Annotated in this window: 15 protein-coding genes, 2 tRNA genes and 1 pseudogene; 9 read left to right on the forward strand and 9 right to left on the reverse strand. The window is 42.7% G+C overall.

All coding sequences use genetic code 11. The features are described 5' to 3' along the window. Both CPIN_RS00420 and CPIN_RS00425 read right to left on the reverse strand, forming a co-directional pair. Positions 1–2,034, reverse strand: coding sequence for a beta-L-arabinofuranosidase domain-containing protein (locus CPIN_RS00420; protein ID WP_012787771.1), 2,034 nt, complete (start codon positions 2,032–2,034; stop codon positions 1–3). Between the two features lie 164 nt (positions 2,035–2,198). Continuing rightward, positions 2,199–2,756: a hypothetical protein gene (locus CPIN_RS00425; RefSeq protein WP_012787772.1), complete on the reverse strand. Its 558-nt coding sequence runs from the start codon at positions 2,754–2,756 to the stop codon at positions 2,199–2,201. 529 nt (positions 2,757–3,285) lie between these two features. Between CPIN_RS00425 and CPIN_RS00435 the strand changes: the two genes are divergently transcribed. The 3 genes from CPIN_RS00435 (at position 3,286) to CPIN_RS00445 (ending at position 6,639) form a co-directional block, all read left to right on the forward strand. After that, positions 3,286–4,017 (forward strand): hypothetical protein, encoded by a 732-nt coding sequence (locus CPIN_RS00435; RefSeq protein WP_187294732.1) that lies wholly within the window; start codon positions 3,286–3,288, stop codon positions 4,015–4,017. Positions 4,018–4,061: 44 nt separating this feature from the next. After that, on the forward strand, positions 4,062–6,257 hold the full coding sequence (locus CPIN_RS00440) for a pyridoxal-dependent decarboxylase (RefSeq protein WP_012787775.1): 2,196 nt from the start codon (positions 4,062–4,064) through the stop codon (positions 6,255–6,257). Between the two features lie 109 nt (positions 6,258–6,366). Next, on the forward strand, positions 6,367–6,639 hold the full coding sequence (locus CPIN_RS00445; RefSeq protein WP_044217528.1) for a Sir2 family NAD-dependent protein deacetylase: 273 nt from the start codon (positions 6,367–6,369) through the stop codon (positions 6,637–6,639). A gap of 129 nt (positions 6,640–6,768) precedes the next feature. Here the strand turns inward: CPIN_RS00445 and CPIN_RS00450 are convergent, their stop codons facing one another. Then, complete coding sequence (locus CPIN_RS00450) at positions 6,769–9,603, reverse strand: outer membrane beta-barrel protein (RefSeq protein ID WP_012787776.1); 2,835 nt, start codon at positions 9,601–9,603, stop codon at positions 6,769–6,771. 218 nt (positions 9,604–9,821) lie between these two features. Between CPIN_RS00450 and CPIN_RS00455 the strand changes: the two genes are divergently transcribed. Then, a complete protein-coding gene (locus tag CPIN_RS00455) occupies positions 9,822–10,112 on the forward strand; it encodes a hypothetical protein (RefSeq protein ID WP_012787777.1) in 291 nt (96 codons plus the stop codon). An 80-nt stretch (positions 10,113–10,192) separates the two neighbouring features. On the opposite strand, the gene CPIN_RS00460 is transcribed toward CPIN_RS00455, so the two are convergent. Continuing rightward, complete coding sequence (locus tag CPIN_RS00460) at positions 10,193–10,843, reverse strand: DUF1349 domain-containing protein (RefSeq protein ID WP_012787778.1); 651 nt, start codon at positions 10,841–10,843, stop codon at positions 10,193–10,195. A gap of 114 nt (positions 10,844–10,957) precedes the next feature. Between CPIN_RS00460 and CPIN_RS00465 the strand changes: the two genes are divergently transcribed. From CPIN_RS00465 to CPIN_RS00480, 4 genes are all read left to right on the forward strand, one after another. After that, positions 10,958–11,719 (forward strand): response regulator transcription factor, encoded by a 762-nt coding sequence (locus CPIN_RS00465; protein WP_012787779.1) that lies wholly within the window; start codon positions 10,958–10,960, stop codon positions 11,717–11,719. A 102-nt stretch (positions 11,720–11,821) separates the two neighbouring features. Next, positions 11,822–12,328: a peptide-methionine (S)-S-oxide reductase MsrA gene (gene msrA, locus CPIN_RS00470; protein ID WP_012787780.1), complete on the forward strand. Its 507-nt coding sequence runs from the start codon at positions 11,822–11,824 to the stop codon at positions 12,326–12,328. Positions 12,329–12,400: 72 nt separating this feature from the next. Continuing rightward, positions 12,401–12,931 carry a hypothetical protein gene (locus tag CPIN_RS00475; protein ID WP_012787781.1) on the forward strand — a complete coding sequence of 177 codons (531 nt, stop codon included), beginning with the start codon at positions 12,401–12,403 and terminating at the stop codon, positions 12,929–12,931. Positions 12,932–13,155: 224 nt separating this feature from the next. Then, the gene (locus tag CPIN_RS00480; RefSeq protein ID WP_012787782.1) at positions 13,156–17,736 is read left to right on the forward strand and encodes an NACHT domain-containing protein; all 4,581 of its coding nucleotides are present in this window, start codon (positions 13,156–13,158) and stop codon (positions 17,734–17,736) included. Between the two features lie 129 nt (positions 17,737–17,865). Here the strand turns inward: CPIN_RS00480 and CPIN_RS38850 are convergent, their stop codons facing one another. The 5 genes and pseudogenes from CPIN_RS38850 to CPIN_RS00500 form a co-directional block, all read right to left on the reverse strand. Continuing rightward, entirely contained in the window at positions 17,866–18,039 is a 174-nt protein-coding gene (locus CPIN_RS38850; RefSeq protein WP_012787783.1) for a hypothetical protein, read from the reverse strand. A 25-nt stretch (positions 18,040–18,064) separates the two neighbouring features. Next, a pseudogene (locus CPIN_RS39760) lies at positions 18,065–18,550 on the reverse strand (DUF6934 family protein). Positions 18,551–19,272: 722 nt separating this feature from the next. Beyond that, positions 19,273–20,904 carry an AAA family ATPase gene (locus tag CPIN_RS00490; RefSeq protein ID WP_012787784.1) on the reverse strand — a complete coding sequence of 544 codons (1,632 nt, stop codon included), beginning with the start codon at positions 20,902–20,904 and terminating at the stop codon, positions 19,273–19,275. 87 nt (positions 20,905–20,991) lie between these two features. Then, a tRNA-Pro gene (locus CPIN_RS00495) sits at positions 20,992–21,065 on the reverse strand. 83 nt (positions 21,066–21,148) lie between these two features. Then, positions 21,149–21,222 (reverse strand) — tRNA-Pro (locus CPIN_RS00500). A gap of 185 nt (positions 21,223–21,407) precedes the next feature. On the opposite strand from CPIN_RS00500, the gene CPIN_RS00505 reads away from it, so the two are divergent. Then, entirely contained in the window at positions 21,408–23,855 is a 2,448-nt protein-coding gene (locus CPIN_RS00505) for a glycoside hydrolase family 2 TIM barrel-domain containing protein (protein ID WP_012787785.1), read from the forward strand. The last annotated feature ends 141 nt before the right edge of the window (positions 23,856–23,996 follow it).

A 23,996-nucleotide genomic window follows, 5' to 3' on the forward strand; every position in this document is an offset into this window, starting at 1 on the left:
CTACTGCCTCCATACCATCGGGAACTGCGATACACGCAGTTTGGTACAACCGTATGGAATAAGTGTAATTTCTTCGGCCGGCATTGTCTCCAATCCCCACATCATAGAGAATGGAACAGGGCCCGTCATTTCATTGTAAAGACTCCATGAAGGGATACGCTTCGCTTTTGTACGGATCACTATCGGTGCATGTTCCTGATTCCATGGATAGCTGACCAGACTGTCCTTCTTTTCCACTGCATACCATAGTTGCAGCTGATCTTCCGGTACTTCCAGCAACGCGTAATTCCATGGTGTAGTGGGATGCACTTCATAATAAGCGTTACCAAATGCCACCGCTTCTTTCTCAACGGCCACTTTCTTAACAGATTCTCCCATCTTCAATGCATAAGTCACCGGACCACGTTCAACAGACACCGAGTTTTCATACCATCTGCTTTGTGAAATATGCATAGGAAGTATCAATTCTACGATGTCTCCCGATTTCCAGCTACGCTCTATTTTTACGATCTGATTACCTGGCGACTGCTGGAATACCTGCCCGTTTACCTTGATGGTAGCCTGTTTACACCAGGCAGGTACACGCAGATGAAACGGGAAGGAAACTGCACTTGTCTTCTTACTGGTAGAAAAAGTGAAACGAACGGATTCCCCGAATGGATAGGCTGTTTCTTCTTTAAAAGACACCGGTGTTTGTTCACCTACATAGGTAGTCACCGTACTTGGTGCATAAACTAATGCGGCAATGCCTTTGTCAGCCGTAGCGTACCAGAGGTTTTGTGTGAACTTCGGCCAACCCTGATGCATATTTGAAGTACAGCAGGGATAACCCGTCAGCAAACCATAGCAAACATCTGTGCCTGCATGATTCTGATCAAAGTTACGCACGTAACGGGTCGCCATTACCTGATTGGCCTGCTGAAAATACTGGCGGTCTATAAAGTTTTCAAAGACCTGTGCAGGTAAAGCGTTAAAGGCAATTTTCTCCAGGTGATCTGCATAGGCCACATCTCCGGTGATCTCCAGGATGCTTTCCAGGGAAAACATCATCTCTACCGCCGTACAAAGCTCTGAACCCTGTGTAGGATTGTTACCATGTAAGGCTTCATCACCACCATACAGACCATGCGCCATCCCGTTATAAAAACGCAGATCTTTGAAGCCCGTCTGCAAGGCATCCAAATATTTCTTCTCCGGATGTTGCTGATAATAGATACCCGGTTCTTTAATACCCTGTGCCAGATTAACACCGTGGATACTGAATGGTCTGCGCAACAGATCGCCATGCAGGAAGGCTTCGGTATAGTCGAAGGTCTGCTTATGCACCAGCTCTGCGAGATCCAGGAGGAATTTATCTCCGGTGATGTTGTACAACCAGTAAACGACCATCAGATTATCGCCACCACGGTACTTTCCCCAGAAAGACCAATGATCAAGCGGATGTTTCGGCAGTTCGTTCAGCTGATAGCGGAAATAGTTGGTCAGCAGGGTAATCACACGTTTGTCGCCTGTAGCCGAGTAATATTGCTTCAGCACTTTGAGCATGACCATCTTGGGCCACCAATCGCGACTATTATCGCGTTGCAGGCCCGGTTCTGCCGGATAATCGGTAGCAGGACCAAAGTAGCCGTCCGGTTGCTGACTCCTGATAGACCATTCAATCCAGGGCTTTACTTTGGCGATCAGCGCGGTGTCTTTAAGGATGTAAGCCAATGGTAATAAACCATCAATCCAGTAAGGACCACGTTCCCATTGGTCGCCATCACCACCCAGCCAGCCATTTCTGTGATTCATGACCAGGGGGTACAACTTATCAAGTTGTCCGGTAGCGCCGTTTTTCTGATTAACAAGCATTGTGCGCAGCCATCCCTGTGGTTCAATGGAACCAAGGGGCAGTTCGATGTAAGGTTTTTCCTGCAGTGGAGCACGATTAGCAATGTACTGTTGGACCTGTGTGGTATGCCTCCTCGTCTGACCTGTAACGACGCAGGAGAAGCCCATAACAAATAGTGGAATAATAGCAGTGATCTTCATATTACGTTCTTAGAAGATGAAAGATGGGCGGGTTATTCGCCAGGAAAGAACGAAAATATAATTTATTGGCAGTTTATTATAGCGATTTATGAATAGTACGAAATGTAAAAGGGGGCGTTCACCAGTTGATGAACGCCCCCCTTGCCTTATATCAGTAAGATCAGTTACTCGACAGTCACAGATACTGTGTTTACATTCTTCAGACCACTGATACCGTCACCCTGGTAGGCTACTTTGTAAGTACCAGGAGCGGAGATCTTATAACCTTTGGTCAGATCAATCTCTGCAGATACAGTTCCTTTTGCAGGCACTTTAATGAATGATTCTGCCGGAGGAGGCATGATTCTTTTTGCCATTACACCCTGGTACTGCGCAGACTCCCCTTTGCTGTCCTGGATCTCGAAGAAGGAATTCAGGAATTTCTCTTCGAATGGTGTGTGCCATTTACAGAACTCAGCTTCCTTATCGGAATTGTTGGTTACTGTAAATTTCACCATGATCGGAGCACCTGCTTTTACTTTTTCAGGGGCAGACATTACGGTTGTCAGGGCTGCTGCAGCACTGGTATCTGCTGCTGGTGTTTCCGCTACAGTAGCAGTCGTGTCAGGTGCTGCTTGTTGGGTAGTGTCATTCTCTGCACTTTGTGCGTTTTGGGACTGCTGGCAAGCAGTGAATGAGAAAATTGACAGACATGCTGCCATTGTGATAAGCTGGTTTCGCATTTAAAATGAATTATGGGCGAAAATTAAAGGAAATATTCGAATTATTCTTATCATGACACCTGGTTTATTGTTAAGACTTTATCAATATTGGAAGATTCTTACACCAGTATTGCCCATACAGGGAAACATTTTTGATGTATACATAACAATATCATGATAACGGGTAAGGCTACACAGATCTGGCTCATTTTTCAAAAGACGCCAGACTGATCACAGGCCGTCCGCCATCTACTTTAATATAGCATTATCCACCTTAAAAAAGATTTTTGTGAGTTCGAAATATAGTTTAACTTGACTATGCAACTGTGAACATGCGTTAATCGTGCAAACAACCTCAAAAGGACCTTTAATTAAATCTACTACAAGGCCGTCGCCGGAAATTACTTTTTTAGCTGCTAATCTTACACAACAAAGGATATAATACATCCTGGCAAATCAATGTGCTTGTAATGACCGGTATAACACCCGCCGGAATGTGTATGTCATGCTATCCTGTAAATCAAAATCGCTAAACACCTTAATTCCCCGAATGATGAAAAATCCAATTCAAAACACACCCGACCAACATGGGTTTATTCTGAACGGGACAGAGACATTATACGTTTGTCATCTGCCTATGTTCAATATGCCTAATCACATGTACCAGGTAACACTGGAAATAACTATTCCTGCGGATGCTCTCGCACAATACCTTGCAGACAGACAATCCAATCCTGGCAACTTCTATGTGTTAGGTAATCTGCAAACAGATCTCTTCACCATTCCTGATGTCATGTTGGGAAAGATTAAAAACTTTCAGGCAGATATTTTCAGAGGTATGCCGCAGGACCCTAATTCGGATACACCACTTATCCATAACGTGCAGACTACCATCACCCGCATCATATATGCACGTCATTTCGATTACAGCATACCTTATCCGGAAGAGATGACTTACATCATTTTCGGTAACGAGAAAGAAGCATTCCTCGATCACTATCTGACAAAAGAAGAAGACTTTCTCAATATTCTCTCACTCAGCGAGACGCCAGCATGGTTACCTGTAGATCAACTGGCTATTTCTGCGAATGCTGGCTTCATCGGTATGCCGGGTACACCAATGCCGGAAAATCCTCCTTTATCAGCCGGCACTTATAAAATTACTTTCCAGGGACAGGATCAGGTATACGAACTACAGGTCGGAGACAACATCTTCTTCGATACAGAAATTGTAAACGTACCGATGGAAGAACACGCCATGAAAGGATTCTACACTTATTAGTGTATACAGTTGCACGCATTTCCCCCACTTAAAATACCACTATCATGAAACAACCTTCTAATTCGAAGAAACTATTTGCACGTCAGCTGCAACAACAACAAAACGAGATTCTATCCAAACTACGCGTCAAAGGCACTGGTTCTGATGACCTGGCCGGCTGGTTCCTTGGCCCTAAAGCAGAAAACACGGAGTTATTACACCATTTGATCCAGCGTGCTATGGACAATCACTGTAATGACCGTAAAAACCTGTATCCTAATGACCCGGTGTATGTAACAGAAGAAATGAAACAGACACCTGAATATCAGGAAACAGTCAGGGTATTACAACATAAACTGGACGTGCTCCTGGAAGAATTAAAAGGCTCCGTACCTTTCTGGAGCTATCGCTGGCAGTCGCATATGAACTGGGATACCACCTTACCTAGTATGGTTGGTTACTTCGGCACGATGTTGTACAATCCGAATAACGTGGCAGCAGAAGCATCACCGGTAACAACGGTACTGGAGATGATCGTTGGGGATGAACTGTGTAAGATGCTTGGTTACAACATCACTGATAATAATCCGGCTATACCGAAAGCCTGGGGGCATATTACCTGTGATGGTTCTATTGCCAATAACGAGGCGATGTGGGCAGCCCGTAACCTGAAATATTATTCCATCAGTCTCGCCGCCGCTATCAAGGATACGCCTGAATTATCCCAGGCCGGTGCCCTGCAATTAACACTGGCCAATGGTACTATTACCACAATTGGCGCAGCCAGCAGCTGGGATCTGCTGAATCTTTCCGTGGATGAAGTATTAAGTATTCCCGACAGACTACAATCTGAGTTCAATATCAATCTCGATCTGCTCACACAGATACTGAACAACTACAGTATACAGAACATCGGATTTGATGGTATCAATAAATTCCTGGATAGTGGCATTCAGTCACCATCTATGATGGCAGCTTCTACCTGTCACTATTCCTGGCCTAAATCAGCGGCGGTACTGGGTCTGGGGGCTAATAACCTGATCAAGGTATATGTAGATGAAAATGCGCGGCTGCATATTGGTCGACTGAGAGAAGAATTGCAAAAATCACTGGACAGGAAAAGTCCGGTACTGATGGTGGTAGCGGTAATCGGCAGCACAGAAGAAAGTGCAGTTGATCCGCTGAAAGACATCGTGGCTGTAAGAGAAGAGTTCAGACAAAAAGGACTGAACTTCGTCATACACGGCGATGCTGCATGGGGTGGATATTTCGCGTCTATACTGAGACAACCGGAACACGAGGTACTTTCCAAACGCGCATTATTGTATACGCCTACGCTCACCATGAATGACTATGTCACCGAGCAGTATGCGAATATTCAGGAGTGCGACTCTATTACGATCGATCCGCATAAAGCGGGATATATTCCTTATCCTGCCGGTGGGCTGTGTTATAAAAACGGCGCTATGCGTAACCTGGTAGCCTTTACGGCGCCGGTGGTATATCATGGGGGCATTGATCCTACAGTGGGCATCTACGGATTGGAAGGCTCCAAACCTGGCGCCGCTGCAGCTGCTGCTTATCTGAGTCACCAGGTGATTCCGCTGGACCAGAGTGGTTACGGACAGATACTTGGTAAATGCTTATTCAACAGTAAACGCCTGTACAGTGCCTTTATTACGATGGCAGAACCGGATGATCCGTTTATCATTGTACCATTCCAGCGTCTGCCGGCTGAAAAGCACGGGGAAGATCCGCAGAAAATAAAGGAACAATATGATTTCATCAAAAACGAGATCGTTCCAAAAACCAATGAGGAGATCATGTCCAATGCAGAAGCTGTAGAATTATTGCCGGAACTGGGCAGTGATCAGATCATCATTACCTACACCTTCAACTTCAAGGAAAATGGTGTATTAAACAAAGATGTCGACAAACTGAATGAGCTGAACCTGAACATCTTCCAGGCACTGAGTCTTTCTCCGGGAGAACATGACCATCCGTCTAAAACACCGATGTATGTCACACAGTCACAGTTTGACAATGACTCTTATGGTAAATCATTTGTGAACAGCTATAAGGAAAGACTGGGCATATCTACAGATAATGATGAACCGGTGAATATACTGATCTCCACCACCATGAATCCATGGTTGACAGATACCGCAGATGGTAACTTCATTCCTGAACTGGTGAAAGCATTACGTCAGACGGTGCTGGAACAGGTTGAAAAAGTAGTAGGAGCAATGGAACTCGCATAGTAAGTACTCAGGAAACATAAAGGGTGTCATCAGAAAAGGCCGCATCAGAGATGATGTGGCCTTTTTATCCTACCTTACCATATTGATTGTGCAACTTTAGTCGAAAACGATGACATATTTAGACCCTGCCTTACAGGAGCGCCTTGCCCACTTTCTGTCTACACCAGGAAAACTGACCGTACTAACCGGCGCCGGTCTCTCTGCCGATAGCGGTATCCCTACTTTCAGAGATAAAGATGGTTTCTGGACGGTGGGCTCCGACAATTACACAGCGCAGGAAATGGGTACCTATGAAATGTTCTGGCGTAAACCCCTGGAAGTATGGAAATGGTTCCTTCCGGCGCTACAAATCTGCCGAGAAGGATCACAGAAACGGTATTAAGCCGCCAGGGCATGATCATCGATATCAACCCAAACAATAATTACTTTTCAGATATAGCGAAAGAGAAGAAAAACGGGTATGTATTGAAGGGGAAAAGCAGTGACATACTGCCTGAGTTGGTGGAGTTTTTCAGCGCCCGAATTTCCTTGGAAAGTAAGTGAGTGTGAGCATAAAATACTGCTTGAGCACATTATGTGATTCTTGTGTCAATACATAATTGTTGCCGTAGTTATTGATACTCCGGTTCTGTCCCAGCAGGTCTAACGCGGAGAATTTCAGCTCCAGGTTATTACCTGGTAAGAGCCGGTAGGCAGCACTCAGATTCCAGATAGTAAAAATAACCTGTTCGGCAGCGGAGGAAACAACCATATTACTGGTAACATTACTGCTGATGGTAAACCGCTTCGTAGGCGTATAACCACCGCTCAATGAAGTGTTGTATTCGTAAGAGCTGATGCGGGCGTCATTCAACCCACGCTGTCTGGACAAGTAATAACTGGCGTTTTGAGAGAGATTAATGGCCAGTTTATCCAGGTGGATAAAGTATATGCTGATTTTATTTTTCAGCTGACTTGCATAAGAGACATTCATCACATCCTGCTGTTCATCATTCCGCACGAGGTAATTCGGACTATGTGACCTGATAAAGGAAAGTTCTTCCACGAACTGTAGCTGATCCCCGTTTTTCAGTTTCAGGGGTTTCTGTACTTCTCCCCGCAGTTCGATACTACGCCGGCCATCGAGATTGATGTTTTTGGTGATAGTGGTACCATTTTCATTGATATAGGAACTACCTGCAAAGAAATTATCTGTAGTAATGGCGGTCACTACAAGACCGTATTCAATACGGTTGCTGTTATGACTGTAACGAAAATTAAGCTCTTTTGTCTCAGCGGGCGCTAAGTCGGGATTGCCTTCTGTCAGGTAATAGAAATTGGTACTATCCACAATAGGATATAACATATCCACGGTCGCGTACTCGAAGGAGCGTTTAAAGGCCAGGTGATAGCTGTTGCTGAAACGGCTTATCTGTTCATTTACATACGATAAACTAACCGAAGGCACGAAGCGCTGGTAGTTCCTGTTAAACTGCTGGAAGGTATGAGAAGAGGTGTTCTGCTGTAAATAGATCTGTTCCTGCAGGTTTAGGAAAACAGACAATGACTTGGTATACTTATCGGCCCGTGTACGTTCGAAGGTCCGGGAAAACTTGATAGCCGGGTTTTCGTTGACCACCCTGTATCTGCTACGATAGGTGAGATAGGGGTCATGTATGAAATTCTTTGCAGCCGTGTCGTTGTCCAAGGCGCTATTGTCCGCGACCTGTGAGGAATATTCCAGTGCATTTTCCACATCGATATGTACGGTAGAAAGGAAATTCCCACGGCCGAACAGCAGTGGAGCGATGTTACCCCAGGCAGCGTCCATCCGGTGTCTCACATCAGATTTTGTGTTGAGCGATTTTCGTTCTACGTGCTGATTGTCGCTGGCCTTCGCAAAGGAGGTAAAAATGGACTTACTATACCTATTGCTTTCGTCGCGGTTATAATCGATAGAATAGGCCATTGATAAGGAGGTATTATTATCCAGATCATGAGAATACCTCGCATTGACGGCCAGGTGAGTATTCCGGGCATGGCTTTCAGATTCCACACTGCTCATACTCTGCAATCCTGTTTTAGTAGAAAAGCTGCTGGCATGGCTACTGGTGACATTGTCATAGGTCGTGTAAGCAAGAGAAGGCTTAATGGCCAGTTCTACGTTCTTTTTCGCCAGCAATTCTATCTGGTGAATATCCAGCTGTTGATTGATCTGGTTGTCTTTGACGGTGACATTGCTTTTCTGAAGGATGGCACTATCCGGCCCCAGGGAGGTCAGACTACTGATATCAGTAAGGTGGTTATTTTTATCTCTTTTGAGAAAATAATCAGCGCCAATTTCAGCCGGCAGGTAGGCTGGTCCGCGACCATCATGTTTAAAGTCGTGGTGATAGAATACGCCGGCGCCCAGGGACTGATTTAAACCGCCTTTACCAAAGTCCGGTTGATTATCAATATCCCCTTTCAGACTTTTAAAAGCACTATTTAATAACAGGTCTGTAATACCACCTGCTGTTTTATTCACATTATTGGCAATACTAAACAGTCCCCACTGATTACGAGGCGAAAAGAAGTTGATATTCATGCTGCCTTCATAGGTCTTTCGGGAGCCGTATCCGGCTGATAGTTCGCCAAAATGTCCTTCATGCATATCATCCTTTAGCTGAATATTTATTTCGGGAATGGAGTCATGAGGGTTGACCTGCTCCTCCTTCCTCGTCTTCTGATAGACCTGTATCTTTTCAATGGCGTTTTTGGGGATGTTTTGTGTGGCAATAGCAGCCTCGTTGCCAAAAAACGGCTTTCCGTCAACCAGTACGCGGGAAACGGTCTTTCCATTAACGGTAATCGCTCCATCCGACCACACAACGACACCGGGCAGGCGGATCAGCAGTTCTTCTGCAACTGCGTTTTTATCCAAAGTGAAGGCGCCTGCATTGAACTCCAGCGTATCGCCATTCATGCGTACGGGAGGGGGAGCAGTGACGACGATTTCGCTCAGCGCAGTATTTTCCGGCAGCAGATTGACATAATGCAGGTCGCTTATGGGATTTTCCGTGTCAAGCCGCAGGGTTTTAGTCCATGTGGCATAGCCGAGATAAGAGATGACCAGTTTAAAGTTTTGTCCCAGGGGGAGTTTGGGTAGGGAAAACGCACCTTCTGCATTACTAAGACCATATGCAAGCAGTTCGTTTCTAATGTTATAGATCGTTATACTGGCATTTTTCAGCACATAATTGTGTGTAGAGTCAAAGGTGATGCCTGATACATTACCGACGGGCAATGAATCCTTCTGCTGTGCCTTTACAGACACACACAACACAGTCAGCCATATGGTAAGCAGATATTTCAGAATGGCTTTCAAGGCGGTACAGGAAATGTTAGGTTATTAGTCCCTTTGCACATTAAGTTACTGCAAAAAATGCTAAGAGCATGTTAATAGATCTGAATGACTATTAAACGGTTAGGACAGACACCGTTTTATACTTGAGTAAGCGGATAAAAAGCAGTGACTTTTCATCAATTGTTTGTTATCTTTAAAAGGATATACCCCCTATTTGTTAATCGTTAATATGACTACACATGAAAAACTTGAAAGCCCTTCTTTCACTGCCACTTTTTACGCTATTATTGCTGTTCAGTTCATTTTCACCTAAGCAGGAGCAACAAGTACAACCTGCCATTGTGAACTATGCCTGGTACACGCCTTCCGGTCAGTTTGTAGCCTGGAGTACGCTGGCGAATGCTGAAATTGTGAGTAATGCGGATACCAATCCGGTGAATGGTACCCTGGTAGCGCTGGGGTATACTGATGGCGGATTCGGAGTACCTCCATCCGGTACGTTGGTATATCAGTTATACACGCACCCTTAAAAGGTATTTAGGAAAAAATAAGCCGTCCGGCAAATGACGGGACGGCTTATTTACTCATAATGTTGAGTAGATCTTTCTTATTATTCTGCGTGATTTTTCAACCAGATCACACGACGCTGATCAGCAAGATGTTTTACTGTAAACTCCTCAAATTTAGCTTCAAATCCTTGTCCGTCGGGAGATGCAGCCATCAGTCCCACCATTACCGGATGGTTGTCCTGTAAAGGCGCATTACGCGTCATGATATAGTTCTTATCATCAAATGAATAGTAGAACTCTACAGCATCCAGTTTCCTGATTGCTTTGATCCAGATGAAAGGGGGTACTTTATCCAGCGGAGTAACACTCCAGTCGCTTGTTGTATGTGTTACAACGGTGCTGACATTGAGTTTACCATCTACGAATTCCACACCGCTTTTAATATAGTTCTGGTGATCTGTTCTGATCATCAGTCCCATCTGATCAAATCTGGCTTTGTAGTTGCCTGTTAGTTTCACTTTCACTTCAAATTCACCACCATACGTTGTGTAATAGAAAGGCGCATCATCAACCGTAAATCCGTAGTGAGAAATACGCCAGTAATCCGTTTGCGGAGTAACAAACATGGTAAATGTTTTGTTATTGATCTTCCATTCAGCAGGTTCGTTATACCATTGCATTTTCTCTAGCGTTTGCGCGGAAGCGGCCTTCATACCGGTGATCATGAGCAGCCCAAAAATGATTCTCTTCATTTATTAGATATTATAAGTTTTTGAAAGACAAATAACCATGTTTAATAGTTACCTTTACAAAGGTAGAGTCCCGCCAGATATCGCACAATGGTTAAAAATAACCATACTTTAGAGATGAATGTATTAGAGAAACTCAATACCAATCTGCTGCAACAGAACTTTGCCGGTCAGGATACGGCAGCTGCACTGGCATATTGCCAGTCAATTGCTGCAATGTATGCCCGGCTGGAAAATGCCATCAGCGTCTTAAGTGATCTCCAGAACAATAGAAGTTACATTTATACAGGTAAGATAGCGCCTGCCCTGGGCATTGCTGCGCATCCCGCTATGAAAGAGATCGATTCTATCTGGGAAGGAGAGATCTTCAATAGGATCAAACCGGATCATCTGCTGGAAAAGCACTTACTGGAACTGAAATTCTTCCACCTGGTGGGTGGTGTACCTGTTGCGGAACGCTGCGATTACCAGGTGAACAGTTATTTACAGATGCAGGATGCTGCCGGCGACTATGTCCCTGTCCAGCACCGGATGTTTTATCTGCACAGTAATAGCAACGGGAGCATTAATCTGGCTTTGTGCCTGTATAACTTTGCCGGCAATCCACATCCTGCTGACCAATACCAGGGTATGATCGTCAATACCAGTACGGGGAAGGTGATTACAACGGATAACAAACGCTTCAGCAAGATTCTCTCTTTCCGGGAAAAACAATTGCTGCAGCTGATCAGAAATGGCAAAAGCAGTAAGGAAATAGCAACCCAGCTGTCTATCAGTATAAACACCGTTAGCCGGCACCGCCAGAACATACTGGAGAAACTGCACGTAAAGAACTCCATAGAAGCCTGCCGGATCGCCGAAGCAATTGAGTTATTATAGGGATTTCCTGACAAAACAGCCCATTATAACAGCTGTTCCTGCTAAAATGACGGCCAGTTCTATCTGGCACAATAGATGCGCTTAACAGTCAAAATAGATGATATGTCAATACAAACTGCAATACTCGCCGGTGGTTGTTTTTGGGGTGTAGAGGAGCTCATCCGTGCACTGCCCGGGGTAAGCAAAACTATAGTAGGTTATACGGGGGGAGATGTGCCTAACGCAACCTACCGTAACCATGGTAGTCATGCGGAAGGGATCAAGATTGAGTTTGATCCGAATGTCCTTTCTTACCGTAAATTGTTGGAATTCTTCTTCCAGATTCACGACCCTACCACCCGCAACAGGCAGGGAAATGATATCGGAACCTCCTACCGCTCCGCCATCTTCTACCTGGATGAAGCACAACAGCAGACAGCGGTTGAGCTGATAAAAGAACTGAATGCCGCCGGTATCTACAAGCATCCGATCGTGACCGAAGTAGTACCCGCAGCTGATTTCTGGGACGCAGAAGAAGAACACCAGAACTACCTGCAGAAACATCCTTTCGGATATACCTGTCACTTTATCCGCCCGGAATGGCAATTAGCGACTTCAGAAGGTAAATAATCTGACTTTATATACTTCAGAGCCTGTATGGTGTTTTAAGCCCCCATACGGGCTATTTTTATAGCTGTACTCATGCGTTTCGAGATACTTGAATTCCTGCCTCCATATGGCCCTATGCCAATCGCCGTCACCGAAGACGGTTCCTCCTACTATTCCGCAGGCTTTCCCGTGCGGTTCTTCAGAACAGATGGAACGGACTGGGTAGGCAACTTTGCACCGGGATCTACAAAATACAACGAAGTACTCCCACTCAGAGACTCAGCGCATATACTTGTCATTGCAGGTGGAATCTGTTATGTCATGCACCCGGATCATACATCTCCTGTAGAGTCATTCGGGGAGTATTATGTAAATGCTATTCCAATGGAAGATGGCCGTATCATATTACAGGGCAACAGCCATCTCAGTATTATACACCCTGATGGCACACATTGGAATACGGGCGCTATTTCTTTCTGGGACTTTAAAGAGCTGCGTGTCAAGGGTAGTATTATAACTGGTCTGGCCATGACATACACAGGCTATTACGAAGATGTATTTGTACCTTTTACGTATGATATTGATACAAAAACGCTGACGGAGAAAGAGTATATATGGGAATAATCAGCAGTATTTACTCTCCCCGATATTGTCCTGAAAGGAAATACTTCAGAAATTTGTCCCCGTGATCAGCGAATAGGTAAGTTGTATCCGTTGTTGTTAACATAAAGTACGAGCCCGCATTGATTGTCATATTGTAAGGTGTACCACTTATTTTCACTTCACCTGTAAGGAGTGGGTATCTGCCTGTTAGTAATTTATTATCTTTATTAATTCGATGTTAATATATGTCAGAAATCTCTTACGATACCCCCGAAATACTAGAAAGTACCGAAAAGCCATTAGCGTTTTCCAATCAGTCATATCCTTATAATCAAATTTCTAGTGATAGAAGATTTGAAGAGTTGGTTTATAGTCTAGTGAAACATCAACTAGATAATGGCGAGTTCAGCCAGTTCGACTCTATAGCTTTAATGTCCGGAGTAAGCGAAAAAGGACGTGATTGTGCACTTTTCGAAAATGGATATTCGAAGGGTGTAATACAATGTAAAAAGTATGAAAAAAACCTTTCAAAGGATGAATTTGGTAAGGAGATTACAAAATTCTTTTTATACAGCTTACTCGAAAATAAAATATTACCTAACCCCGATACATTTTTCTATTATATAGCTGTTTCCAAGGGATTTGTGGGTGAGTGTAGTGACTTTATTGATTCGTTTAGCCATGAAGTTATATCTGAGCCCTCATTGGAAAACTGGATCAACTTCAATATGACAAAGTATGTCACTCTAGCTCCGTTAAAGCTACAACTTAATGAAACTTTACAAAAAGCGAGGAATGTGTTGTCAAGGATATCTGTACAAAAAATCATCCCTAGCGATCTTGACAGATATCTAAATAATGAAAACAGCAGGTACTTAAATAGCCTTTTTTTTGACGTCAGGACAGTTGTCGACAACAGCCAGATAAAAGAACTCCAGCAGCAGATCAACGAGTTGTTGTCAGGAAAACAAATCAATGTTGAAAAGCTTAATATTGAATTGAGTAGAGGTTCTATAAGCTTAAGATCTGAAAGAAACGAATTCTCCGAAATTCCGGACTCACATATTGAGCGGGAAGAAACCGAAAGGTTATTCAACTGGGTGAATGGCGAACTAAAAAAGGATAAATTTGGAAAGGTATTAAACTTTTGCCTACTAGCAGGAAACGCTGGAATGGGGAAAACTGTTATCCTGAAAGATCTTTATGACAGGCTTGTAGATTCACAGATTGCGACCTTAGGGCTCAAAGCAGACAAACTGGCCTCTTCCAGCGTTAAAGAACTTCAGGACAAAATTGGGCTTTCCTTACCTGTTTATGAATTTATAGAAATATGTAAACAGAAGTTTAAAACTACAGTCCTTGTTATTGATCAGATTGATGCCCTTTCTCAATCTATGTCCTCAGACAGATCTTATCTCCAGGTATTCAAAGATCTCGTAGACCAATACCTTTATGATGAAAACGTTCGGATCATTGTCTCGGTTAGAATCTTCGACCTCCATTATGATCCATCTCTCAGATTATACAAGGACATAGAAAGCATAACGGTCAAACCCTTAACCGAATCTCAAGTATTTCAGCAGGTAGGCAAACTGGGCATCGATAAAACCATGGTTACCGATAAGCTGCTAAATTTATTGAAAATACCCAATCAACTCAGTGTGTTCTCCCGGATCTATAATTCCAACCAAACCTGTCTAGGGATTGATACACTCCAGGATATGTACCAGGAACTTTGGAAACAAAAAATAAATGGTCTCACACGTAACGGAGCCATAGACAAACGACTGACCAAAGAACTCTTGTATAAGATTGCCAATAAGATGTTCTCTGATCAGCAGATAGCGGTTAGCGAATTACAATTTGACGAGTATAGTCAAGAGTTAAGCTATCTGGAAAGTGAGCGATTGATCAAGAAAGAAGGATATCAACTTCAGTTTTTCCATCAATCATTTTATGACTTTGTATTTGCAAAACAATTTATTGAAAACGGGGAAGACCTACTATGCTACATCAAGGATAATGGACAATCATTGCTTTTAAGATCAGCGGTGAAGATGATGTTGAATTATTTAAGAGAGTATTCTTCCTTATCTTATGAGAAAACGCTGGCTAACATCTTCAGCGATGACGAGATCTTGTTTCATATCAAACATATGGCCCTCTCGTCTGTTCTTTTTCATGAACAACCTACCTCCGGTGAAAGAGATATCGTATCAGCTGCAATCTCCGGCTCTTTTTATTTATGCGTACTATTTTTTGATCAAGGCAAGTCTGCTTATTGGTTCGGTTTCGCACTCGAAAGGAAGCTACTCGACATTTTGAATTCTGACGACAAAAAGATTACCGAAATTAAGGGGACTGATCCAAGAGAGCTCTCTTACCTCAAGAATGCAATCTTCTTATTTCTCAGAAATGCAGTAACAAACGACTACACTGGTGCTTGGGAATTCGTCTTGGGATTCAATGATTATTCCTACATCAGGAATATATTTTCCACGATCAGCAACTGGGATAATCCACTCTCTTATCAAGCTTTTGAGCGCTGCAAAAACCTTGTAGATATTGATCCTTACCGTTACTATGATATTATTGACAATATAGCAAGAGTGAATACGAAATATGCGCTAGAAAAACTTGCTCAGCATCTTGAAAGCAAACCCCCAAATAAAAATTCAGCACGAGACTATAAAGAATTAGACGTATTAAAGACGCTCGCCGAAAAAGCACCTGAAAAGCTTTTTCCCTTACTTTTTGATATAGTCAGCAACGAGCTAAATCAAATAATCTCGGAAAAGCATTTCGTAGTAGATTATCAGTATATGCGGATCGACTTACATGATACGGAAACGCGAACCGCGAACAACTATCTTTTTCGCCTATTAGGGCTCTGTCTCAAGCGATCCGCCACTATCGGTGCCCCCGAGTTCGGAGATTTTTTTAAAATGCACAAAAGCAGTAAACACAAACCAATACTAAAATTACTCATATTTGCATTTCGCTCGAATGAGGAAAGATACCCGGATCAGATATATCAGTTGACGGTTTATTTGCTTGCTTTAAATGACCTTCAGTATGATTCAACATTAGGCGTAGAAAACCGGATTGTTTTTGAAAAGGCATTTTTATTTTTCTCTGATCAACAAAAGATGGATTGCATCCAGCTAATAAAACAAATTGTATCAAAACACGAAATTTCGTTCAGGCGTAAAACTGATACAGAGAAAGCCTGGATATACTCTTCATGGGGAATTACCAAATATAGCTGGATAAAACGACTTCCTATTACAACCATCCTGCAAGATAAAGACCTGAAAACTGCTTATCAGGAACTCAACAGAAGATTCCCAAATTTTATTGACAAGGAGGGAACTGAAAGAGTTACTGCAAGCATCTCTCGTTCTCCATTATCGAAAAATGCCTACAAATTTATGAACAAAGAGCAGTGGCTGTCCTCGTTTAAAAAATATGACGGGACTATCGGATGTTTTCAAAGACAGTCTACAAAAGGGGATATCAATGAACATTCTACTGCATTCAAAGAAATCGTAAAGATCGATCCTTCACCAGAAAAACTTGAAATCATTAAGGCAGCATTAGCAGATCCCAAGGTAATGCCCATATATCCTATTCAAGGGATCTGGGGCTGGTCAGAAAATGGATCAGATCCAGATTCGGTAATACCTCTGTTCAGCAAAATATTAGCTATTGCTAAAAACAAGTCTCTTCGATACTACTGCCTCCATATTGCAAAAGAACTTATGGGGCGAGAAAAGGAAGATGATACCATAATCAACTTCCTCATTGATGCTGCTCTCGATTTTGGATCTGAGGAGGCTATTGAAATCGAAGATGAAAAGGAAACCTCGATCAATAATCTCGTCACAAAAGGAATAAATAAGTTTAGTGGATTTGCGGCATCATGCCTTGTATACATAAAGGATAAAACTTATGAAAATAAAGTTTTTGACATCCTACAGAAAATTCTTACTATCGGACCAGACTACTCCAGGGCAACAGTGCTATTTAAGTTTGCATATTTGATGAACGTAGATCCCACAAGAGCATTTAAAATTTTTAAAGAAGCATTGATAGGCGAGCATGATGTTCATGTTTTGGCATCTTCTATCTGGTCACTCCAATATATGGGCAACTATGATTTTGAACAGCTGAAAACCATCTATGAGCGATTGGTTTTAGCTAAAAATCTTGGTCGTGATGATAGCCAATGGCTTTTTACTATCCTATACGACTCTTATTTGTTCGACAAGACTGGTGCAGACGAACTGTTGTACAAACTGGTTGCAGATAATAAATATGCTAGTTTATCGGCGATTAACGAGATAATGGAGAACTATTACACGATCGAGGGAACCAAACACAAGAACGATCAGTTATTGAACTTCGTCCTTGAAAAATTGACAGAAGAAGATTTTGACCATATTTCATGGACTTTTGCTAATTCGCTACATCTGAAACTGATAGACATAAAACACTTCTTAGAAAAATACATCGAATCACCCTATTTTACAATAAATGATTCTTTTATCGAATATCTGACGTTCCAATGTAATCATTACCCATTAGATGCCGTCGAGCTTTTCAATCGTGCACTGGCAAGAAATAAATTCAGGAAAACGGATCATACCGGAATTCATTCTTCAGAATCCGGTACAAAATTTATCGTTAGTGCTTTCAATAGCTTAGTCAAGAATGATCAAGCAAGCGGCTCTGTGAGAATGAAATTGATAATTGCCTTTGACAATGTTCTTAAAGATTTCCGATTCAAAACAGATACTGAACGTGTGCTGGAAAATCTAGTCTGAATGCCCCAATTTTAATGGACTTATCCATCGAAGATTAAGCGAATTGTTGAAAAACGAAAGCCAAGCATTAGCCTGGCTTCCTATCAGTATTTTAGTCAGCAGGAATGTGAAGCCTGCTAATTACATCATTTATTTAGTTCGTAATAGCTCAACAGGCACTGGATTATTCTTCATAAATTCCTTTGCCTTTTCTAATTGTTTAATGAAAAATGGGCTCTTCCGCGGATCTGGCAGGGTCGATTCCTGCTGACCGGTAAGTTGCTCATTTTTGTCTTTGATTTTTTTGGAAAATTTATGTCCCATTTTTCCTATTTATGCGAAGTTACTATTATTTTTTTACTACCAGAAATGCCTCAAAATTCTCAGCAGATTTGAATTCATACCATCTACTATTTTTAGATGCAAGAATCTTAAAATGGGCTTCAATTTCCTCTTTGTAACTATTAATACCCATTTGATAAAGCCTGGTTCTGGAAGGAGTACTCCTAACTGCGTATATAGCTACCTTTTCGTAAGGTGCCGCAAAATCAAGTACAGTACTTGCGACGGTGGCCAAAATCTTAAGTCTGTCTTAATTGTTGGAGATCGTTAGATCATTAAAAGATTTTTCAGACTCATTATAGTCGCCAAACCCGAGATTGAAAAGCGGTATACCATCTTCTAATTCGCCCATCATTTCATATGTCACCACCTTTTTTATCGCGCCATTCGGGCCTATGCTTTCAAATTCAAATTGTGCAGAAATGTTGGCTTTTATATAAGGATATTTCTCTGTATTCAGAGCGTCACAAATGTAGGTTGTGATACTATCCAAATTTTATTCATTTTGTTCATTCTATTGTAACACCGTCATCATTGTCACTTTGGGTGGCATTACTTTAACATGGATTATTATTGTGCTTAAATTCGTATGTACTTTCATTTACTTGTCGATTTTAAAGCACATTATTTGTCAAGTTAATTTGACTTGCGATGTATCATTTGCGATTACTTAACTGATATAATTCGCTTGATTATTCATTATTTTTCAAATCATTCCAATGCTGCCATCTAACAGAAAGAAAAAGCTATTTATAACCGGAGAGGTTGATTATTGCAGTTGTGCTGAGAAATGCAATGAAGAATCGAAAGTACTGCTAGATAACTTTACAAGCGAATATAATTTAGACTGGTATGAGGATTGTTTTTAATCAAACTACCGGTCTCCTGACATTGTCAACTGACGAGACAGAAATTAATTCTAGATATTTCATTGTAGGTAGTTTTTTCCGATAGAGCAAAAACTTGGAAATGGTCCTGAGACAATCAATCCACGCTTGACGAAATAAAAGAAAGACCAGAATTAACTTGACCATAATCACATAATCACTCAACAACAACAAGTTAACTATCTACCATCGTCAAATCAGTTATTTGATTTGAAAAGAAAAAGGAGACCATCTCTGATCTCCTTTCTTTTCCGGTCGGGGCGGCAGGACTATTATCGAACTATTTTATTAATGATTTGATCAAACTTGGGAGTATAAAATGCTTTCATTACCGTAGCAGTTCTTCAATCTTACTTCTAAACCAATTAGTTTTAACCAGATCACTAACCGTATATTTATTAAGTATAGATTGAAGATACACTTTACTATAGTAAGTTTTCATACTGAAAAAAGGATAAAAGGTTTCAAAATCATCACTTTTTAATGCCTGTAGAATAGGCGCTATATCTTTGTTCTTTTGAACACCATCCTTAAAATCACTATACCCTTGCCGCGCCACTTCAACACTAGCAGCTATGGTAATTAATTTTTCATTTTTCTGATTTGTAATTTCTTTGATATACGCTGCTTTATCAAAACTGGAGCCGACAAGTTCAGCGATATTATTAGGATGATAAATATAATTCTCGAAAGCATAGTAATGAAGTATGCGGAGATTAGGATGTTTGTCTTGAAGCCTCGTTATCTCATCATCCATGATATAATCTCTATCCCTTATACCCAATTTGCCGGGATCTCCCTTGATATTTAGAAATACATCTCTACTGTCCTTCTCTGGAAGAAATAGATACTTCTTTCCACTTAAAGCCAGATTATAATGCGCCGCATTTTGATTTTCAACTACTACTAATTGGTAATCACGAAGGATATTTTGCAAAGTTTCCTTTGGCAAAGCAATAGTGTAAACTTCCAAGTTCTCTTTAGGCTCCGGAAGTAATTGCTGTGGTAAATCAAAATTCAGGGAATCCAGATCAATGATACTTGCGTTATCCGCATGTCTCGCAAAATCAATGAAACCTAATGCATGGGAGGCAGTCCATAATTGTGCATCTTCAGGTATCCAAACATCAACGATTTCAGCCAACAACCTAGCCTGAAGAGCTGTGTTAAGGTGGCAGTCCATCTCATCGATATAAATAATTGCATCTTTATATTGTTCCTTTCTCACTATAAAATTCAAAAGAAGAATTATTATCTGTTTTTCTCCATGACTGAGCAGGTCGTAGTTAATTTTAGAATCCCCTTTTTTGAAGATCAGTCTGGCACTTTCCTGGGTCGTTGCATTTTTAAATTCTGCAAGCTGTATTGTAGTGAGCTCATCTCCACCCAAAATATTGATTAAGGATTGATTTAACGGTTGAATAAAATCCTTGAATATTTGTAGTGTATCTGCGGAGCGTCCACTAAAAACCGGTTCTCTTAATGCATTATCGATCTGTTGTATATATTGAGCGAGATCATTATTGAATCTTGCGTCCGGGTCTATAAATGTATTGGGAGCATCTGCATTATGAGCGATAGCTTCGCTGGACCCTTCTCGAGAAATCCTGGGTACAATCCTTACACTACTTCTACCAATAAACTTGTTTCTCAATTCTGTTATTGGTCTTAATAGTTTGTTACCTATAAGCATAGCGCCCTGACTATAAACCAAAGCAACCTCTACGTCCGGAACAACATTATTCTTACCGTAATATAATTTAGTAGTAGGGTCGTAACTATTAAAATGATATCGCCCAGCAGCACTCCTTTCCAAAAAATCGAAGGCATCAAAAACAGATGATTTACCGGAGCCATTAGCGCCAATTAAAAGTACCAGTTTTGAACTAGTGGGTATTTGATCAATGGTGAGATCAGAAAACCTCTTAAAATTCCGGAGTTTCAGTTTTGTAATACGCATGAACCAAAAATAATATAATCCAGATAATTACGGTTTACCCATAAAACAAAAAAGGAGATCATCTCTGATCTCCTTTTTCTTTTCCGGTCGGGGCGGCAGGATTCGAACCTGCGACCTCCTGCTCCCAAAGCAGGCGCGATACCGGGCTACGCTACGCCCCGAATTCCTCACATTTCAAAACACATAGCCCTCTATATTATAAATAAAAAAGGATAACATTGCTGTTATCCTTTTCCTTTTTCAGTCGGGGCGGCAGGATTCGAACCTGCGACCTCCTGCTCCCAAAGCAGGCGCGATACCGGGCTACGCTACGCCCCGAGACCCGACTAAACATCTTTGCTTTGTTGCCATCGCTTTCGATGTTTGGGATTGCAAAGGTATACAGTTTTTTGATTTAGCCAAAAAACTTTCAGAAAAAATATAAGATTTTTTGAAATAACTTTCCGGCACGCTTAATGAAAAATAGCCAAAAGGCTTGCTGACAAAGAAAAAGATCAAATTTCATGCGTCTGAAAAAAATTTTGCTATCGGGTAGCCTTTTGCTCTCTTTAGCCTCCTATGGACAAACAAAAAAACTGCCGCTACTCCGTGAGCAGTTACTCGATGATCACTGGCTTTTCAAAAAAGATAGTCTGCCGGGCGCAGAAAAAACAGACTTCCCGGAGACAGGCTGGAAGACACTCCACCTGCCGCACGACTGGGCTATCGAAGACCTGCCCGGACAGAACGACAGTACCATTATCGGCCCTTTTTACAAGTATAGCCCGGCACAGGAGCACGGCGCTTATGTTGTAGGGGGTACCGGCTGGTACCGGAAGTCTTTTGCGTTACCGGCTATTCCCGCCGGACAAACCGTTGCCATCCGGTTTGAAGGTGTTTATATGGACAGCGACGTCTGGATCAACGGACATTATCTCGGTAATCACCCCTATGGGTATACGCCCTTTACCTACGATCTGACACCCTATCTGGCTGCACCGGGTAAAAAGAATGTGGTGGCGGTCAGGGTGAAGAATGAAGGAATTAATTCCCGCTGGTATACCGGTGCAGGTATCTACCGTCATGTGCACCTCGAGGTGCTGCCGGCAGATCAACTGGTAAAGGAAGCCACTTTCATCACTTTCCCGGAAGCGGGAAAAACCAAAGCGATTGTACAGGTATCAGCGGCTATTATCAGTCAACAGGATGCCGGCAGAATAGTCGAGATCAGTCTCAGGGATAGCAGTGGTCAGGTCGTTGCAACCGCTGCGCAGTCTATCCAGTTAAAAGCAAAAGATACCATCTCCTTCATAAAACAGCTTACGGTGCTGAATCCGGCGCTCTGGTCGCCTGGCAGACCCTATCTCTATACAACCGAAATTAAGCTGTCTGACACCGTTAAAATAGCCAAAGAAAAGGTGTTAGATGCGCTGAGCTTCCCTACTGGTATCCGGCGGATCAGTATCACCGCAACAAAAGGCTTCCTGCTCAATGGAGAAAAAGTATTACTGAAAGGGGGCTGTCTGCATCACGACAATGGCCTGCTGGGGGCAGCCGCTTTTGACCGGGCGGAAGAACGAAAAGTGGAACTCATGAAAGCAAACGGGTTCAATGCGATCCGTACCAGTCATAACCCGCCATCTGAAAAATTCCTGGAGGCCTGTGACCGCCTGGGTATGCTTGTCATCGACGAACTGTTCGATATGTGGACAGAACAGAAACATCCGCAGGATTATCACCGTTTCTTCGCACAATGGTGGCAACAGGACTTACGCAGCGTTTTGTTGCGCGACAGAAACCATCCTTCCGTCATCATGTGGAGCATCGGCAATGAGATTCCCGAAAGGGCTGACAAAGAAGGACTCGCTATTACCAAAGCAATGATCCACGCCGTACGCCAGTATGACACCACCCGGGCTATCACGGAGGCGGTCCCTGAATTCTGGGAACGTCCCTATCAGTGGCAGGCAGCAGATCCGGTATTTGCCCTGCTGGATGTAGCAGGTTATAACTACCAGTGGAAAAACTATGCACTCGACGAAAGACGTGTGCCCGGCCGTGTAATGGTAGGCACAGAAACACTGCCCGCCGACCTGTATGACACCTGGAACCAGGTACAGGGACTTCCCTTCGTCATCGGTGATTTTGTATGGACCGCCATGGATTATCTCGGAGAAGCCGGTATCGGACATTCCACTTACACCCGCACGGCTCAGGGTAGACGCACCTTTCCCTGGATCAATGCTTTCTGCGGCGATATAGACCTGATAGGCAACAAAAAACCGCAATCTTTTTACCGGGACATAGTATGGCGGAATAGTCCCGTAGAGATGCTCGTACACGCACCTGTTCCCGAAGGGAAAAAAGAGAAAGTAAGTCGCTGGGGATGGCCGGATGAATCCGACTCCTGGACCTGGCGGGGTATGAACGGGAAAAATATGCAGGTACGGGTCTTTACACGCGCCAGAAAAATTGACCTGATCCTGAATGATTTCAGGGTCGCTACAAAAGAAGTGTCTGATAGTACACCGTTGACCGTCACCTTTGACGTTCCTTATGCTCCTGGTCAGTTAACCGCATTTGCGTATGACAGCAAAGGCAATGAAATAGGGATTAAAGCAATAGCAACTGCCAATCCACCCACTGCTATCAGACTGACTGCTGATCACACGACGATTGCCGCCGGTAACGGGTCACTGGCCTATGTGAAAGTGGAAGTAACTGACGATCAGGGCAGGGTAGTACCTGATGCCAATTTACCGCTACAGATCAGCATCAGTGGAAACGGTTCTCTCGCAGGTGCAGGAAATGCTTGTCCGGATTGCCCGGCCAGCTTCCAGCAACCAAAAATAAATAGCTATAAAGGGTATGCTTTGGTCATTTTAAGGGCAAATGAGCAACCAGGTAATATTAGCGTCGAAGTAAAGAGTAAGGGGCTGAAAACGGCCAAAATTGATATTAAAACGAAATAGGGATTTCTCTTGCTGCGAATGATGAATACACGGTTAATGTGTTGTTGAACATTTGTTATCCTTCGTTCATCTTTCGTTCATCCAACGAAGGATGAATGAAGGATAACTAATATCTAAGCGGTATCAAACCATTATTATATC

Origin of the sequence: Chitinophaga pinensis DSM 2588 (assembly GCF_000024005.1) — a bacterium.
In the GTDB taxonomy this organism is placed as follows: Bacteria; Bacteroidota; Bacteroidia; order Chitinophagales; family Chitinophagaceae; genus Chitinophaga; species Chitinophaga pinensis.

Coding starts and splice junctions, on each gene's coding strand:
- CPIN_RS00420 (WP_012787771.1), bottom strand. CDS start 2,034: ATGAAGATCACTGCTATTATTCCACTATTTGTTATGGGCTTCTCCTGC.
- CPIN_RS00425 (WP_012787772.1), bottom strand. CDS start 2,756: ATGCGAAACCAGCTTATCACAATGGCAGCATGTCTGTCAATTTTCTCA.
- CPIN_RS00435 (WP_187294732.1), top strand. CDS start 3,286: ATGATGAAAAATCCAATTCAAAACACACCCGACCAACATGGGTTTATT.
- CPIN_RS00440 (WP_012787775.1), top strand. CDS start 4,062: ATGAAACAACCTTCTAATTCGAAGAAACTATTTGCACGTCAGCTGCAA.
- CPIN_RS00445 (WP_044217528.1), top strand. CDS start 6,367: ATGACATATTTAGACCCTGCCTTACAGGAGCGCCTTGCCCACTTTCTG.
- CPIN_RS00455 (WP_012787777.1), top strand. CDS start 9,822: ATGAAAAACTTGAAAGCCCTTCTTTCACTGCCACTTTTTACGCTATTA.
- CPIN_RS00460 (WP_012787778.1), bottom strand. CDS start 10,843: ATGAAGAGAATCATTTTTGGGCTGCTCATGATCACCGGTATGAAGGCC.
- CPIN_RS00465 (WP_012787779.1), top strand. CDS start 10,958: ATGAATGTATTAGAGAAACTCAATACCAATCTGCTGCAACAGAACTTT.
- msrA (WP_012787780.1), top strand. CDS start 11,822: ATGTCAATACAAACTGCAATACTCGCCGGTGGTTGTTTTTGGGGTGTA.
- CPIN_RS00475 (WP_012787781.1), top strand. CDS start 12,401: ATGCGTTTCGAGATACTTGAATTCCTGCCTCCATATGGCCCTATGCCA.
- CPIN_RS00480 (WP_012787782.1), top strand. CDS start 13,156: ATGTCAGAAATCTCTTACGATACCCCCGAAATACTAGAAAGTACCGAA.
- CPIN_RS38850 (WP_012787783.1), bottom strand. CDS start 18,039: ATGGGACATAAATTTTCCAAAAAAATCAAAGACAAAAATGAGCAACTT.
- CPIN_RS00490 (WP_012787784.1), bottom strand. CDS start 20,904: ATGCGTATTACAAAACTGAAACTCCGGAATTTTAAGAGGTTTTCTGAT.
- CPIN_RS00505 (WP_012787785.1), top strand. CDS start 21,408: ATGCGTCTGAAAAAAATTTTGCTATCGGGTAGCCTTTTGCTCTCTTTA.